The organism is Bradyrhizobium sp. Crot121 (assembly GCF_059512385.1).
In genome coordinates this window covers 135,151-153,020 of record NZ_JCAMOR010000002.1, presented here as the reverse complement: position 1 = coordinate 153,020, position 17,870 = coordinate 135,151, and the positions used below count along the sequence as shown (strand labels likewise).

Below are 17,870 nucleotides of genomic sequence, written 5' to 3'. Positions count from 1 at the left end.
GCCGGGGCGCGTCGGGCTTTCGGATTGGACGCTCTCGAACCGGGCGCGCCACACTGGGCGGAAGTGCGGCATCACCACCCCTGGTCATGGTATGAGCCGGGATACCTCGGCCTCATCCCACTGCTCGGAGAAGCCGATCAGGACGAGCCTCGAGGCATGCTGGGCAATCGATGAGGGGGCCGATACGGCTTCAAGGCTCTCGCGCTTGCCGACCCGCTGATAGACGAATCTTCGTTGTTCGTCGTCCTTGAAGCAAAAGATACCCTTTGCTCGTATGACATTCGGCGGAAGCTCGCGCAACGCCCGCATAATCGCGTCTCCGTCTGCCGGCGTCGACCAGCTACGCGTTGTCGAGGCGAATGAGGTGTGATGGCCGGTGTCTGAGCATCCGAATGTCGACGAGGGACTAGCGTTCACACCCAGCACGATATCGGCAGGAATGTCGCCGTGCATCGCCTCGAGGACGGTGCGGCCCGGAGCCGCTGATTCGATCAGCCCCTTGATCATATCCCGCCGATCCTCGATGAGGTCGGATTTGCTCATCACGACGATATCGGCCGCAGACAACTGCGCCAGCATCGTAGGCCGGGTTCTCTCATCCCTGATGCGCTCGGGAAATGTTTCGCAATCCACCAATGTGAGGATGGCGTCGAGCCGTATCGCAGGATTAGCCAATGCCACCTGCGCGATGCCGCGCGGATCCGCAAGCCCGCTCGCTTCGAGAACGATGGCGTCGGGAGGTTCCTCTCGCTCGACCAATCGCTGAATCGCGTTGACGAGATCACCGTTGATCGAACAACATGCGCAACCGTTGGTCAGGCCGATCGTATCCTCGCTTTGAAAGCGGATCAGTTCCTCGTCGATGTTTACGGCCGCAAAATCATTGACCAGTACGGCTATCCTCCTGCCCCCGGGCTCGGAGAGCAGACGGTTCACCAGCGTTGTCTTTCCCGCCCCCAGGAATCCGCTGACGATCGTCAAAGGCAGCGATATCGGGGCGACCGCGCGAGGAACGACCCTCGCGGCCTCAAAGATGCCCATCAACATGGCCAGCGTTTCTTTGCCGGCTGTCGGATTAACCGGCACAGCGACGTCGTCGGCTTGATCGCGGGATTCAGCTGTCATGCGGGTTGCGGCTTGCCGCCGAGAACCGTGCCCCAGATCTTGATGTCCTTGAGATCGACGGGATCGACCTCGAACGGATCAGCTTCGAGCACGGCAAAGTCGGCGAACTTCCCCGGCTCCAGACTGCCCAATCGCTGTTCGGCGCCCAGCACGTAAGCGGCATCGATCGTGATCGCACGCAGCGCTCGTTCGACGCCGATCCGTTCGCCCGGCGCCAGCACCGTCTTTCCATCCAGGGCGATGCGATTGACCGCGACCCAGGCGGCGGTCAACGGATGGAGCGGAACGAGGACCAGCGAGTAGTCGGAGTGAAGCGCGAAGATCACTCCTTCGCGCTCAAGGGACCCCAATCGCGCCACCGCCTCGGAACGATCCGGCCCGAACCCCTCTTCGGCGTGAAGCTGACTGCGATAGTGCACGAAATAATTGTTCACGCTGGCGACGCCGCCGAGCGCCTTTAGCCGGCGGGCCTGGTCGGGCGTGCTGATGCAGTAGTGCTCCAAGGTGAAACGATGGTCGAATTGAGGCTGCGCCTTCTGAAGCTTGGCCAGGGCGTTGAGCGACGCATCCACCGCTTCGTCACCGTTTGCGTGGCAGTGGATCTGGATACCCGCCTTCCAATACGGAAGCATCCGCTCGTGGAGCTCATCCCACGGAACATCATTGCGCAGGCCGTTGCTTCCGTCGAGATAACCAGGAAAATTCAGCCGCAGGGACATCGCCGGGAATGACCCGTCAGATAGAAACTTCACGCCATGAAAGAAGAGCTTGTCGCCACTCCTCTTCATCGCATCGAGAAGAAAATCTGCGCCTTTGCTGCCGTGATCGGCGTAGAGTGCGAGCTCGAGCGAAACAAGGCCCATGCGTAGCGGAAAGCTCTCTTCCGGAACCACCTTCGCATGGAGCGCCCATTCGTTCTCGAAGTTTCCCTTGCCGAAGATCATTTCGGCGGTCGTGGTGACGCCGGCCTTGCGCGCGATGTCTCCCATTCGCTTCAGGCCATCGGCGCCGCCACGCTCCGCGATCGCTTCGCGCATCGCGCCGAGCGCGAGACGTCCCGCCTCCAGCTCGACGAACTGTCCGTTCAACCTGCCGTCCGGATACCGCATCACGCCGTGCACATTAGTGTTGTCGGGAACCTTGGCCCGTTCCAGCGCCGCGCTGTTCAGGTAGATGAAATGTGGGGCATAGGAGATCACCCACATCGGCCGATCGAGGGAAACGGCATCAAGCTCGTCGCGATGCAGATGTCCGTCCTGCGATGCGGGATCCAATCCCCAGGCAATCAGTGGCGCATTCGGATCTGGGTCGGCGTTGGCGGCTTCGCGAAGCTTGGCTAGAACCTCGCCGCGGGTGCGCAAACCCTTGTTGATGCCGTGCGGTCCCGGCGAGTCGATCGGGCCGATGTAGTGCATCGCGAGATAACCGGCCGAGAACGCGAAGTGCGTGTGGGGATCGATGAATCCCGGCAGGATGACCTTGTCCGCAAAGGTATCGTCGATCTTGTAGGGGTACCGCTTCAGCCAGGGCTCCATGGTCTCGATCGTGCCGGTCGACAGAACACGACCATCTCTCACCGCCACGCATTGGGCGAAAGGACGACCCGGATCCATCGTAACAACCTTCCGCGCCCGATAGACCGTGATATCTCCCATTTGATCTCCCCTGAGTGTCTGGTCAGTTCGCCAATGAGCCGAGCGGCCCGGTTACTCGAACCGTGGAGCAATGTGCACTTTCGCACCCCTTCGCGGTTGGAAGCTTGCGACATCGCTCGCGTAACGACGCGACACGTACGGCCCCCCATCTTGCCTATGGACGTGTAGCCGTGATGATCGGCCCTCCTGCTCGTGCAGCTTGTCGCGGGCGTCAAAACGACAGGACTTCGGGATTTTCAGATGGCCGATAGCGACATGCGCGGAGATGCCTGGATGGTACCGCCGAGCCGGTACATCCGCGGCAGGCCCGGGACCCACAAGGTAACTCTGCCGAAGTCGATCTACTTGAAAATGAGGGATGGCTGCCGGCTCGCCGTCGATGTGTATCTTCCCGGCGGGCCGGAACAGGGCGGACCCTGGCCGACCATCCTGATTCAAACTCCGTACTACCGGCGTTTCGCAGTCGATCCCGCGGCCAAGAATGTCGAGCCGTCGCCGAACGTTGCCAAATATCGCGACACCTTCGTCCCGCGAGGATACGCGCTTGTCGTCGTCGACGTCAGAGGCACGGGAGCCAGCTTCGGTACGCGCGACATTTTCAGGTCTCCCCGCGAGCGAGACGACGCCTACGAGGTGGCCCAATGGATCGTCCAACAACCCTGGGCGAACGGCGCGATCGGCGCGACCGGGATATCCTATCTCGGGGCGGCCAGCGATTTCCTTGCTTCGACATCGCATCCTGCCGTCAAGGCGATCGCCCCACTGTTCTCTGTCTGGGACACCTATCTGGATAACTATTACCCCGGCGGGATACTTCTGACCAATCTCGCCGATGTCTACGATCGCCTGATGGCCGGCCTCGACCAGGATCAGCGCGATCTGCTCAAGGAGTTCGTCTACTACTCCAATCCCGCCTTCAGGGGACCGCATCCCGTCGATGACGATCCGGACGGCTCCGACTGCAGAGCGGCAATCGACGAACACTCCGGCAATTTCCGCATGCCGGAGCTGATGCGCGCCATGGAATTCAGGAGCGCCACCCTTTCCCAATTCGCCGGGCACTCGTCCGATGCCATCAGCCCGGCGAACTATTGCGAGGGCATCAGGAGAGATGTGGCGGTCTATTCCGTCTCCGGCTGGATGGACGGCGCTGGCTACGCGAACGGAGCGATCAGCCGGTTTCTCACCTTGCCGAACCAGAACAAGTACCTTCTCCTCGGCCCGTGGGATCATGGCGCACGCATCAATTGCTCACGGTGGCGTGCGGACGAACTCCCGGAATTCGACATTCTCGCTGAGGTCTTGAGGTTCTTCGACGAGCACCTCGCCGGACATGACACCGGCCTCCGCTCGGAGAAGCCGGTGCACTATTTCTCTGTACATGACGAGAGGTGGCGCCGTGCTGACACCTGGCCGCCGTTCGACGCATCGAAAACCCTATTTCTGGCGCTCGACGGAAAGCTCGCCGATGCGGCAGGCAAAGCGGCGACCGACTCTCACGAGATCGACTTTGGTGCGGGAACAGGCAGACAGACGCGATACGAGCGGATCGCGGCGATCGACAGCCGGCAGTATTATACGGACTGGGATGGCCGTGACCGCTCCATGCTGAACTACACAGGCCCCGAATTGCCTCACAACACCGAACTGAGCGGCCATTGCCTGGTCAATCTCTGGATATCAGTTCCGGCACCCGATTTTGCAATCCACGCCTATCTCTCCGAGATACTTCCCGACGGAGAATCTCTCTACGTCACCGAAGGGTGCCTTCGCGCGCTCCATCGGGCGGAAAGTCCCATGCCAAGCAACTATCAGACGCCTGGCATATTCCACGCTTGCACGCGAGATCAGGCGCGAGAGCTGGTGCCTGGCCAACCTCATTTGTTGCGTTTCTCATTGCTCCCTGTCGCCTGGACCTTTCTGGCGGGGAGCAGGATCAGATTGTCTCTCGCGGGCGCCGATGCGGACCATTTCCAGCGCATCCCCGCGACAGGTCCACTGCGGATCGAGCTGCTTCGTGGTGGCGGCAATGCCTCACACATCAAGCTGCCATTGCGGCCAGCATGAGCAGCGGCTAGAGGAAAGCGATCTATGGGCAGCAGCATGAACCAAAGCGACGAACTTCTGGCCTATCTCGAGAGCAACGGCATCGAGGCACGCACTTTCCAACACCCGCCGGTGCACACCGTCGAGGAGTCGAAGAGCCTTCGCGGCGATATTCCCGGCTTGCACACCAAGAACATGTTCCTGCGCGACGGCAAGAAGAACTACTTTCTTTTCGTGACCGACGAGGACGCAGTCATCAATCTCAAGCGGTTGGCTCGAAAGATCGGAGCGAAAGGAGGTCTGTCGTTCGGATCGGCCGATGCGCTGCTGGAGTTGCTCGGCATCCAACCCGGCGCCGTCTCGGTGCTGGCGGTTGTCAACGACAAGGAACGAAAAGTCAGGGTTGTACTGGACCAAAAATTGGTCGGCGTGGCAACGATCAATTGCCATCCCCTCAGCAACCAGAGGACGACGTCGTTGTCACGGGAGGCGCTCGAGAAGTTCCTGGCCGTTACAGGCCGCGATCCTTCCTACATCGATCTGGACGACGACAGCCCGACCTGAGCGATCGATCTGCTGCGGCCCCCCGCTTGGCAGGTCGCTGGCGCAGAGCCCGGGTTCGCGGCCTCCCGAATGGTCTTGTTTTTGCTTTCGTAATACCCGCAATATGGCGCCCCGATCGCGAGGTTGGGGAGATGCGGTTCCACGACAAGGCCGAAGCCCCGGCCCTCGCGCGGATACGCTCGGAGGCAAGGATGGAGAGAACGATACGACCGCTTCGCGTCGGCTTTATATTGTCGAACAACTTCACGCTGACGGCGTTCTCGAACTTCCTGGATGTCGTGCGATTGGCGGCCGACGACGGGGACAACAGCCGTCCAATCCGATGCCAATGGCACATCATGTCCGCGGGCGGCGATCCAATCAGGTCCAGCAGCGGCGTGCTGGTCACGCCCACCTCCAAATTCATCGACCCGTCCGAGCTCGACTACATCGTTGTGGTCGGAGGCCTGCTTCACGACGGTCCGCAGATCGACGAGCGCACCGGCAAATATCTTTTGACGGCGGCCGAGTCCAGCGCGGCGATCGTCGGTGTCTGCACCGGCAGCTTCATTCTCTGGCGCCTGGGCCTCCTGCGCCAGAAGAAGTGCTGCATCAGTTGGTACCACTATCGCGACTTCCTGGAGGAGTTCGGCGACACGTTGCCGATTGCGGACCAATTGTTCGTTGTCGACGGGCGGCGCATCACGTGCTCGGGCGGGATCGGCGCGGCCTATCTTGCGGCGCATATCGTCGAGTTGCGCCTTGGCCTGTCCAACGCGCAGAAAGCGCTTCACATCATGCAGATCGACCGGATGCGACCGGGCTCATCGGCTCAATCGGCTCCGCCTACGGAGTTCGTGGGCAACGATAGTCGGATCTCGCGCGCCTTGTTGATCATGGAGCAGAACCTGTCGTCCCCCCTTTCCATTGCCCGGCTGGCGGCGAAGGTCCGCCTCAGCACACGTCAACTCGAGCGGCTGTTCAAGGACGAGACGGGCCAGTCTCCTCAGAACGCCTATTTGCGCTTGCGGTTGAAGCATGCACGCTGGATGATGAAGACTGAGATGACGCTTGCCGCCATCGCTGCGGAAACCGGATTTGTCGACGGATCCCATCTCAGCAAGGCGTACAAATCCACGTTTGGAAGCAATCCGTCCGAGGATCGCAAGAGATCCGTCCGTAGCGTCCTCGATCTCGAACCAAGCGCGGAAGGTCGTCGGGTCTATGACCCTGCCTGAGTTTGGTTTCTCAAGAGATTGATTGCTGCGCTCAGTCAGCGGCGTGTTGATCAGACTCCGCGGCCGAAGCCCCAGCCGCCGGTCGACAATACCCGGAGAGTCGCTGGTGATATCGGCCACATTTGGGGTCAGCGCACCTGCTTTTTCTTCTCGTAGATCAGAGCCTCGGTCTGCACATCCGACAGCGCACCGGCCCCCAATACTTGAAGCGGACTTGTCTGATCGTAGTTGTAACTGCGCCGATCGTTCCTCCGACGCTCTTCTTCCTTACGACGTTCTTCTTCCTTACGACGTTCTTCCTCCTGACGCCGCTCTTCATCGCGTCGCAGCGTTTCCGAATCGCTCTCGCCGCCAAAGCCAAGCAGCTCGACGATGATGATCGACGGTCGCTCATTCGCGGGCTGCTGCGTCGCGTCCTTGGTCGCGTCGGCTGCCGCCTTGTCCTTGGTTTCGACCGGCAGATTGACGGCCGCGGGCGGCGCCTTCGGCACGCCCTTGGTCTCGCCACCGACCTTGATGTTGTCGGTGTTGAGCACATACATCGCCGCCACGGTGAAATTGCCGCTGACCCGGATTCCGGCGTCGCCCGCATCCACCGTGCCGACCGGAGCGATCAACGAGACGTCGCCGGCCTCGACACCGGTGAAGCCGATGATGGTGCCGATGCCGCTGCCGGAAATGTCAGCCTTTTCCATGACCTTCGTAACGGCGTCGGCATCGGTGACGATTTCCGGCGCCGACGGCACGCGCGTGGTCTTGGCACCGCGGCCGGCGTCGATATCGCCGAGCGTCGACCAGATCACCTCGTCGCCGCCGGCGAAGGTGAGGATGCGCGAGCGGTTCACCGTCACACTGTCGCGCGCAAAGATGTTGATGTCACCAGAACCAAGCGTGACCAGGCCGGCGCCCGGCGGCACCACCGTGCCCAGCGCCGCCACCTGTAGTCCGCCGCCCGGTGTCAGCGTCTCGATACCGCCGCCAGCCATAGTGAGGAACGCGGTGTTGCCGATCTTGATATCGCCGCTCCAGTCCTTGCCGGGGAACAGGGTCTCGATCGCGGTGTAGCCACGCTTGTAGCCGCCGTGGATCGGCCGATCATCCGCATCGAGCGTGTTCTGATCGTCGCCGGCAGCCTTCAACTCCTGAATATACACCTGGCGCAGGAAGCGCTGCTGCGTCAGCGCAGGCAACGACTGGAAGCGCGCCCAGGCGCCGAGCGGCGACAATGTCTCGCCGGTGATCTCCTGGATGAACGAGACCAGGCCGGACCTGACCTTGTGCGAAGATCCGCCGCGCGTGTCGAAGGCGTCGGTCAGATAGATTGGCAGCATGACGCCATCGATCGTCACCTTCAGGTAATCCGGCATCGCCGTGACATTGGCAGGATCGAGATAAGCTGCCGCCAGCGCATCGTAGGAGGGCTGCTTGCCTTTGAGGCCGGCCATCACGGAGATCGCGGCGCCGTCGCGCGGCAGTCCCCGAACCTCCGAGGTCTCGACCGGGCGGTTGTCGGCGTACGCGTAGTAGTTACCACGACTGTTGATCACGAAGCTCGCGCTATAGACGTCTCGCCCCGCCGCCAGTGCAATCATGCCCGGGCCTTGAATATCGATGTTGTAGCCGATGATATCGTTGCCGGCCTCGAGCAGCGAGACGTCAGAACGATGAACGTTACGCAGGTCGTAGCTGATATTGCGAATATCACCCCCGGCACGGAACCAAGTCTGCTCGTTGGTGGTGACCTTGCCGAGGCGCATCAGGTTGCCCGCGGCAACGATCGGCGAGCCCAATATAGTGCCGCTTCTTGCAAAGATACGGCTGGGCTCCTCGTCGCCCTCGTTAGGCAAGTGATCCGGATTGCGAACGCTTTCGATATAGCCGCGATGCGAATTGTAGCTGATCGGATTCTCGAACGTCATGACATTGAGCAACAGGGCATGAAATCCACTGTTCGCCGGCGATTGGAAATCGGGATCGAACGGAGACGTCACGAGCTGGATATCCGCGCCTGAGCCTCCGCCCACAGGCCTGAAAGGCGAAGGCATCATCTCGAGATTTGCCCGTGACATGCTGATTTCACCGAGCGTCACATCTGTTTCGGCGAGGATACGGAGTTCGGGATGGCTTCCGGGAGCCGTGTAGAAACGACTGCGGTTGGTCACCGATCCGTTGAGAGCAGCGATGCGCGTCATCGAGGGATAGAGATTGGTCGCCATCAGACCGATGATCGAATAGTCGATATCGCTCGTGTAGACGAAGCCGGACACATCGATGTCCTTGGAGAGAAATCTCCCCTGGTTGGCCAACGTGACGTTGCCGCCAACCGCCAGCAGGTCGAGCGCCGTCCGATCGGTGTAGCCGCTCATATGGGCGTTGTAGAAACTCTGACCGCCGAGCAACAGGGGGTCGGAGTTGAGCATCAGGGGATCCATGACCGTCTGCAGGAGCAGGTCACCAGCGGTCCTGACCTTCATCGTCGTGTCGCCAAGCGCAATCACGGGCGCGATGAAATAAGCATCGATCTGCGTCTCCGACTTCTGTACGGACACCGTGCGTCCGACGGTGAATTCGCCGGCGGTGATGGTGCCAGCGCCACGTCCCGCATAGTAATAGCCTGCGCGGATCGCGCCGCCGGCTTCGACCTCCATCAGGCCGCCGTTGCGGACTTCGAGAAGCTTGCGTTCGCCGCTCGACAGTCCGCCGCGGACGCGGCCATTGGTCGGCAGCGCCACCAGCAGGTTGACCAGATCACCGCCCGCGTTGACCGACACGTTGCCGCCGCCGAGCGCACCGACGCCCTGCTGGAAATTGCCGTAATCGACCCACCATGAACTCTGCTGGCCCGGCAGATAGACATAGCTGCTGTCGGTCGTACCGACCTTCTTCAGCCATTCCACGAACAACTGGTTGTCGTCCGGATTGGCCGGCAGCACCGACCCCACGCTGCCCTGCGCCGAAATTCTGAGATTACCGCCGTTGATGCCATAGGTCGCATTCACCGGCACGATGAAGTCGGCAAACGAGGTCTGGTCAGCTCGTCCCGCTGTGTAGATGACGGATTCGTTGTGCGCCAGAACCAGATCGCGGCCAGCCACGACATCGATATCACCGGTGCCGGTGCGGACGACCTTGCCGGCGGCGGCATCGCCAACAATGAGCGAACCGCTGCCTGACGGCAGAGCCGCCAGCGGAGCGACCGCAAGTGCGTTCGCCGATGTCAGATCGGCACCGGAGACGAGCCGCAGATCCCATGACGCGGTATCCTGCAATACACCACTCCGGTCCGCCGCCGAGAAGCCATCGCTGAGATGGCCAAGGATGATGAGATTGCCGGCCGCACGCAGCGTCAGCCCGCCGGCGCGGCCGTTGGCGCCGAAGTCGGCGAACAGATTCCAGTCCGTTTCGGCAACAAGGTCGCCCGAACTGCGAATCTCGATGCCGGGCATCACGGCAAGGCTGCCCGGGGCATTAAGGCGTGCAGCAACCGCCGCGGCATGGCCAGCGAAATTGTTGGCATCGGCAATCGCCGCCGCGCGGACCGCGTCAACCGAGCTGCTGTCATAGACGCTGACGGCTTCGAGCACGGCGGAACGTGCGCCGACGATACTGGCCTGCAGATTGCTGACAGCGATCTCGTCGTGACCGGCCAACTGCAGCGCGCGGAAGCGTACACGACCACCCTCAGCGCCGGAAACGTCGATGCTGCCACCGCGCAGATCCAACTGGCCGCCGCTGGCTTCCAGCGTCACGCGCCCGCCACCGAATTCGCCGGTGGCGCCGGCCTGAAGCCGGGCGGAGCTCAGCAGCGTCAGCCCATTGCCGGCGCTGACTGCGATCTTGCCGCCATACTCCGAGCGAGCATCGATCACGCCCGCCAGCGTGACTGAGCCCCGGTCAGCGACCAGCGCGAAGTCCGCGACGTTGGTGACGCCGTCGATCACCACATTGCCCGAACGTATCCGGAACTGCCGCGACGCGGAGAAGCCCGACGAGTTCAACGTCTGGCTCATGGTGGCAAAGTCCGGCAGCGTCGCGATGTCCAGCGCAAACGAACCGCCCTTCTCGCCGGCTTTCGCTTGGGCCTGGATGCGCCCATCGAGCACCACGGTGCCGCCGTTGGATGCAGCCATCGAGAGCTTGCCGGCCGCGCCCCCATCGGCATGCGCGGCAAGATTGAGCGTTCCGCCCGAAGCCAGTTGCACCGAGCCAACCGCCGTCAATGCGATGCTCCCTGCATCGGCGAATTGCGCGACGTCAAAGAACTCCTTCCTGAAGCCACCGACATCGATCAGACCGCCTTGGCCGATCACGACATTGCCGCCGGTCGCAGTCAGATTGACGGCACCTCCAAGCGCCACGATGCGCCCACTGAGATCGACGCTCGATCCTGTCAGCGAAAAACGGGTGCCGAGGCTGAGTTCGGGACGATCGATGGCGCTATCGCCGCCACCGATCACCCGAAGCGCGCTCTGGGTGAGGATCGATTGCGATGCGCCGCCGCGCCCGGTCACCACCGGACTAGCCAACGTCACGGTCGCCATATCGGCTTCGATGCTGCCGTTGCCCTGCCCGACGATCTGGTGGCCCGCATTCAGCGTGACCGCGTCGAAGCCCCGCAATACCTTGTTGCCGCTGCCAAGAACGATTTCGTCGGCGTTCAGTGTCAGCTGGAGATGACCAGCACCGACGGGGCTGCTGAAGCTGCCGCCGCTGTTGTCGAGTGCGATGCTGCGACCGCTGATCGCGATGGCACCATTGCCGTAACCAACCAGCCCGGCAGAATCCAGCGTCACCGCGTTCAGACCGGCACCGCCGAGATTGACGGAGGTGTAGACGTCGATCGTGCTGTAGCTGCGCAAGGTGAGAGACTGCGTATTGGCCAGTTGCGCCAGTGACACCGCATCGAGAACGAGGCCGGAAGTGCCGCCGCCGAAGCCGATCCGGCCGCTCGACAGTGACAGCGCCGCTCCCGAAAGATTCGCATTGCCGGCAACCACCGTGTTCTGCGTCGCATCGATCAGCAGCGCATTGCCTCCCGCAAGTGTCGCATTGGCGCCGATCGTCACGATCCCGCCCGTCGTGATATCGACATTCTCGCGCAGCACCTTGACAGCATTGCCGGTGGAGACACGAAGCAGGGCACCGTAATCCCTCGACGGGCTCAACAGCACATCATTGTCGGGATTGCCATCGCTCACGCCGCCGAGGTCGCCGTAGACCGCCTTGACCTGCGGCGCCATCACGAGATCAACGCTGCTGCCCGGCGCTGTTCCCCTTGCGAGGATGACGCTGCCGTCGCCGACGTGGATGGTGCCGCTCGCCGCAAAGAGGATTTCCGATCCCGTCAACGCGCTCGTCGCATCGTTGCGAATGACAACGTCACTCGCTGTCACATCGATACGCAGGCCTCTCGTGTCACCACTGCGAACGCCACCGATCAACAGACTGCCGGCGCCGAAATTGCTGAGCGAGTTCGCGTCGACCACCAGATAGCCGGTCAGATCGCTGCGATCCTGACCGCTGCCGACAATCGCGATCCTGCTCCCGGCGATATCCACCAGGCCGCCGCGACCGCCCACAGCCGGTTGCGACTGCAGCAGACCTTGCAGCACGAGCTCGGTTGTCGCCTTGAACACCACCGATCCGCCGTCGGACGGAAGCCGCGGCGTGACGATATTGATGCCGGTGAGACGGTATTGCCCAAGTTTGAACGCATCGGATGCGAAGTAGGTGTTAGCGAAGGCCTCGTTGTATTCGCTGTAGCTGCGCAAGGTCGAGCCCGACATCACCCGCCACGTCGAGCGGAGCTGCTCGAAGCCGCCGCCATAGGCATCTGCCCGGTAACCGCTCATCAGCGACGAACCATCCGGCATCGGCACGGAATTGAGGAGCTCCTTGCCCGTGGATCCCTTCACTACGGACACCGCGTACGCCCCGGGCAGCAAGGCATAGCGCGCCGGCAGCAAGGCATACCAGCCAGCGGCGAGGCCATTGCCCCCGGCAAGCCAGACTTGATCCTGTGAAGCCGTCGATACATTCAGCCCCGGCATGATCGCGTAAAGTTCTGGCTGGGTCAGCACGTCGTGCGAGCCGCCGGGGCCGGGGACGTGCTCCCAAGCATAAAGATCGCCGCCACCGCGAATGTCGACAACCGAACCGGCCGCGAGCGTGACGCCGGGCGCATTGAGGACGATATTCTTTTCCGGCAGCTTGCTCAGCGTTGGCGTCGGATTGGCATCGGTCGGCTTCGTGATCGGATCGATCCAGAATTCGTTGTTGCTCAAGGTCCCATAGGGAAGCACGAGACCGTCGCCGGACACCGACGTGATACTTCCAGCGCCCAGTGCGATGCTGTCCGTCGCGGTGAAAGTGATGCGGCCAAATGGCGCGCGCACCACGCCATCCTGCGCGATCACTGGCGCCTCGAGGTTCAAAGTGCCAGCAGCTGACAGCGGCAGCCCTGTATCGCCGTTGCGCTCGATGACCAATTGCGTGCCGGCTCTGATCGAAGCAACGATGCCGGTGGCCGGATAAACCTGCCCGACCTTCAGCTCGAGACGGCCGTCTGCATCGAGCGACGAGGTGCGGTTTGACAGCAGATCGGTCAGCAGGCCGCCCATCCTGAGATCGCGCGCCACCAGTTGCGTTTCAGCGAATCCGGTAAAGGCCGTTCTGGTGATGTCGATCAGATCGGCGGTTAGCGCGATCTTGCCGGCGCCGGCCGGGCCGGCGGAACCGGATGCTCCGAGGAGCGCGATATAGGGCGCGGTCAGCTTGGTCGTTCCTGCGCCGCCGCTGATGATCGCGCCGCCGATCGAGATTGATTTGCCGAACGAAAGATCGATGCCGGGCGCCACCATGAATCCGCTGGTGTTCGCCTTGAGATTGGCGAAGCCGCCATTGTTCACCGTATCGGCGGAGATCTTGGTGACCTTGATCGCCGCGGTCGGCAATACCACACGCTGTGTGGCGTCCGCGTCGGTATAGAAATTGCGCTCAAGGAGCGCGAGCTGCGCCGCGCTGGCCGGCATCACCGACGCCAATGGCTGGGACAGCCCGCTCGGCGTGGTGTCGGCGTCGAGATCGACAATGCCAAGTCCGCCGCCGCGGATCAGGCTGCCGGTCGCCGTCAATATCTGGCTGCGAACCGTGCTGTAGCGGAACGCTGTATCACTGCCCGAGCTATACTCGTGATAGACGTCGAGGTTGCCACGCGTATTGAACGATATGATCGCACCGGTATCGCGATCGATATAATAGAGGGTCGTCGGCAGCAACACCGGTTCGGTCGGCTCGGACAAGCTGCTGACCGCGATGTCGATGGTTCCGCCGATGGCGCCGGCGCCGCCGGAACGGCCGAGGAAAGTGCCGGCGATCAGATCGTTGGCGGCGCCGCTCAGATTGAGCGCAATCGTACCGCCGTTGCTGGCGAGGCTATAGGTCGAGACCGCGCCCCGTCCCATCGCCAGGTCGAAGGTGCCGCTCGCGCCCGAGACATCGATCAGCGAACCAGCTTCGATCTTCATCACCGCCGCATTAGCAAGGCTGACACCGCCTCCGGCCAGCACCGTCCCGGAGCGTAGACCTCGCGCGTCGATCTCCGTCACCGATGTGCCGCGTGCCAGCAGTTGCGCTCCTGCCGTGAGCGCGAGCTCGCCATTGGCGGACACGGAGATCGAGCCCGCCGGCGCGTCGATCACGCCACGCACGATCACGTCGCCGGGGATGGTGGTATCGGTAGCGGGATCCTTATGACCGATGGCAGTCAGCGTGACGGAGCCGCGGACATCGGTCCGCACCACGGAGCCGGCGCCGACCGCGACGCTGTCGCCGATCACTGACAGAGAAGTTGCCTTACGATCCAGCCGGTCCGCCGTCGGGAGCAACGCGAGCTTGCCAATTGCAGTAATCGGCGTGCCCGATGCAAAGGCGGAAACATCGACGCCGGCGAGATCGACATTCAACGGAAGCTGCGAAATCGTGGCGCCGTCCGCGACGGTAATGTTTCCCGTACTCGCCAACGACAAGGCGCGGAAGCCACGTTCGCTGTAGAGCGTCTCCGACAGCCGCAACACGGCGGGATCCGCCGGAGCGGTGCCGCCTACCTGGACCGATCCTGACGTAATAATCGTGAGTGAGCCGCCCGAACCAGCCGCGTAGCCGCGCAGATCGAGTTCCGACAACTGATTGGCATCCGTGACCGACAGCGTGATGGCGCCGGCATCGCCGAGTTTCAACTTCGGCTTGGCGCCGCGCGTGTCGTACCAGCCGCCGCCGGACACGTCCAAGGTGATGCCCGGCGCGAAGTCGCCGGTGAGCTGGATCGTGCCGCCCTTGATCACGGGAAGCTGCGCCCCGCCCGGGCCATTGATCCATTCGCCACTGACATCGATCGCGGCGCCGCGACCGAAGGTCGCCGTCTCCGCGCCGGCAAACCAGACATTGCCGCCAGCAATGCGAATGCTGCCGTCAACAGCAAAGCTGGCCGGATTTTGAGTGCCGACATTGGCAATCACGTTGAACGTCGTGCCCGGTGCAAGCTCGAGTTTCTCGTCCTTGCCGAGCGTGAAACTGTTGGCGACATAGAAGGCAAGCTTCGACATGCCGGCTTCGGCCAGCACATCGGAATCGAGATAGGTGGTCTTATCGCGAACCGATAGATCTCTATCCTGAGTGCCGTGGTACCATTTCGCATCCAACGGGCTGCTCGCGGCAAAGTTGGCAGGCAGCTTCTCCGGCTCGGCAGCGATGATGAGATTGCCCAGCAGCCACTGGCGATGCTCGTCGGCGTTGCCGCCAATCGTGAACGTGCCGGCGGTGGCGAGCTGGCCGGACGCCGCCTGCCGTTCCCCCGTGATGACCCCGCCCCAGTAGCTACCCTCGAGCACCATGGCTTCCGCAGCGAAGAACTGGATCGAACCGGCATCGCGGCCTTCGGTATAGCCCCGCTCGAACCGCGTGCCGTTGCTGCGGTCCAACGGGTTGCGCCAGGTCTCGGTGATGCCGGCACGCGCATGCCTGCGAGTGAAGCCCCCCGCGAGACCGACATAGAGACGATCGGGCGTCGCCGCACCGATATCGTAGACTCGACCGTCCGCCCCCAGAATCTTGGTCGTGGTGATCCAGCCGTCCGCATAGCGCACCGAGCCACCTGAGACGTCGAGCAATGAACCTTCGCGGGTTATGATCGAGCCACTCGACTTGATGAAGATCGAACCTGCCTTGGTGGACAGCTCACCCAGCGTTGTCTTGCCAACTCCGATCCAGCCGGAGAAATCGCCGAGCGGCGTGCCAACCCATTTGCCGGGCGAACCTGCGATCCAGTTGACATCGGCCATGGGCCCGTCCCCGAACAAGCCGCTGACGCGTTTGTCGACGCTGACTGTCAGTCCGCGCAGCCACGAGTCACGATACAAAGGCGAATCGCGCAGTTCGTTGATACGAAATTCACCGGTGACGACGTTGCTCTCCATGGTGAGCAAGACGTCCTGCAGACCCGCGACGCTGAGGTAGGCATCTTCGCCGATATACACGCGGCTGCCGTCGCGCTTCACCGGCTCCCCTGTGATGGGAACATCGCCAGACAGGGGCGATGTGCTGGCAACGATGCTGATGGTGCCGGCCGGCACGATGACGCTGGCCCGGGCCTCGATATCGATGAATTTTCCGCGCATCTCGATGCGACCGGGACTGTAACGCGTCGCCAGCGACGTCAGCTCGATGTCACTGGTATCAGTGAGGTCCGGCATCGCCGTGGTGACGCTGCCTGATCCCAGAATTAACGTACCAGTCGACCAGTAGCGCAGTGGCGATCCGACAGGCATCGAGCTGCCGTAGGACGTCATGCCCTCACCCCAGGCGCGCAGCCGGATGGAGCCTTCGCGGTTGTTCAACGCGGTTGAGGCCTCGAGCGCGCCGTTCTGCACGATCTCGCGAGACATCAGGGTGATGTTGCCGTGGTCGGCCCGCACCATGCCATTATTGACGACGTTGTAACCGACAGAAGCGCCACGCGCCGCCATCTCCGGGAACACGATGTTCTTCAGGCCCAGCGTGTAGTCGTTGTCGCCGACCCAGTTTCCCTGACCGGTCACTGTCGCCATATGGTAGTAGTCGAACATCCAGCGCATCGGCGCCGAGACGGCGACGTCAAGACCGCGAACGCCAGACTGATCGGTCGTGAGGTAGATCTGTTCGCCCGCCGCCATGATGACCTGGCCGTCGGGCGCCGAGATGCGGCCGGAGTTGAGGACATGCGGCGCAAAGATCAGGGCCTTGCCGCCGCTCGCCATTGTGATCTGCGCACCGGCCTCGATCCGCACATCGCCTGGAGCGTCGCCGATGATCGCGCCTGCGACCTGGCTGGGATCGTTGAGCCCGACAAATTGGTTCGGGTTTTGTTGTCCGAGATAGCCGAACTGCGGCTTAGCAATACTGCTGCCCGATGGATCGTCGAAGACCATGAGCTGTTTGTTGATGCCGGCGCGGAACTGTTCATCCGACAGGCCCAACGATGAGGCGACGAAAGTGTTGACGTTGATCTGGCTCGATCCGCCGAAGATGATGCCGTTTTTGTTGATGACGTAGACTTGTCCTTCGGCCTTGATCGTGCCGAGGATCCGGCTTGGAGCCAGCGTCGGATCGGTGACACGATTGAGCGCAATCCAGTTGGCGGCGTCGGCACGACCGGCGGTCTGGTTGAAATACAGATCGGTCTCGCGGCCGACATTGAAGCTGGACCAGTTCAGGATTGCTTTTTGCTCGGTCTGCCTGACGGTCACCGTGGTGCGGCCTCCGCTCTGCGACTGCGTCGGCAGATCGGCGCCGGTCCAGACGCCCGGGACGGCTCCGGCCCCCGGCGCGGTCACCAGTCCTCCGGGCGTCAGTCCGTTCGGGACCGTGCTTTGTGCCGCCAGCGCCGCCGCACGCGCGGCGGCCTGACTGTCGCGCAGTGCCTGCAATGAAGCCGCCGCGCGCGCCATCGACGCCAGCGCCTGCTTGGCCGCGAGCGACGACTGCTGAGCGGCCAACTGCGCTGCCGTAGCAGTGGCTGCCGTAGCCGAACTCGAACCCGCGCTTGTGCTCCCCAGGCTGCGCGCCTGCGCCCCCGCAATGCTGCCGAGCAGCAGCGCAGCGGCACTAACCCCAACGAGCAAGTTATTCTTGAGGGTGGCGCGGCGGGATCGGTCGGCGGCAGGCTGGACGGACATGGCTTGATCTCTCGGCAAAGACTTTGACGTGAAGCTGATTTCACGTGGATGAC

6 protein-coding genes are annotated in these 17,870 nt (G+C 62.5%); 3 read left to right on the top strand and 3 right to left on the bottom strand.

Annotated elements, in window-relative coordinates; all coding sequences use genetic code 11:
- Positions 1–84 precede the first annotated feature (84 nt).
- A complete protein-coding gene (locus tag AC5ZGW_RS02910) occupies positions 85–981 on the bottom strand; it encodes a CobW family GTP-binding protein (RefSeq protein WP_165435023.1) in 897 nt (298 codons plus the stop codon).
- A gap of 140 nt (positions 982–1,121) precedes the next feature.
- Entirely contained in the window at positions 1,122–2,780 is a 1,659-nt protein-coding gene (locus AC5ZGW_RS02905; RefSeq protein WP_130222729.1) for an amidohydrolase, read from the bottom strand.
- A gap of 240 nt (positions 2,781–3,020) precedes the next feature.
- On the opposite strand from AC5ZGW_RS02905, the gene AC5ZGW_RS02900 reads away from it, so the two are divergent.
- The 3 genes from AC5ZGW_RS02900 (at position 3,021) to AC5ZGW_RS02890 (ending at position 6,607) form a co-directional block, all read left to right on the top strand.
- Entirely contained in the window at positions 3,021–4,847 is a 1,827-nt protein-coding gene (locus AC5ZGW_RS02900; protein ID WP_130222727.1) for a CocE/NonD family hydrolase, read from the top strand.
- 24 nt (positions 4,848–4,871) lie between these two features.
- The gene (locus tag AC5ZGW_RS02895) at positions 4,872–5,390 is read left to right on the top strand and encodes a prolyl-tRNA synthetase associated domain-containing protein (RefSeq protein ID WP_245474489.1); all 519 of its coding nucleotides are present in this window, start codon (positions 4,872–4,874) and stop codon (positions 5,388–5,390) included.
- Between the two features lie 191 nt (positions 5,391–5,581).
- On the top strand, positions 5,582–6,607 hold the full coding sequence (locus AC5ZGW_RS02890) for a GlxA family transcriptional regulator (protein ID WP_130222725.1): 1,026 nt from the start codon (positions 5,582–5,584) through the stop codon (positions 6,605–6,607).
- Between the two features lie 128 nt (positions 6,608–6,735).
- Here AC5ZGW_RS02890 and AC5ZGW_RS02885 read toward each other — a convergent pair whose 3' ends face one another.
- Positions 6,736–17,817 (bottom strand): filamentous hemagglutinin family protein, encoded by an 11,082-nt coding sequence (locus AC5ZGW_RS02885; protein ID WP_130222723.1) that lies wholly within the window; start codon positions 17,815–17,817, stop codon positions 6,736–6,738.
- Positions 17,818–17,870 lie beyond the last annotated feature (53 nt).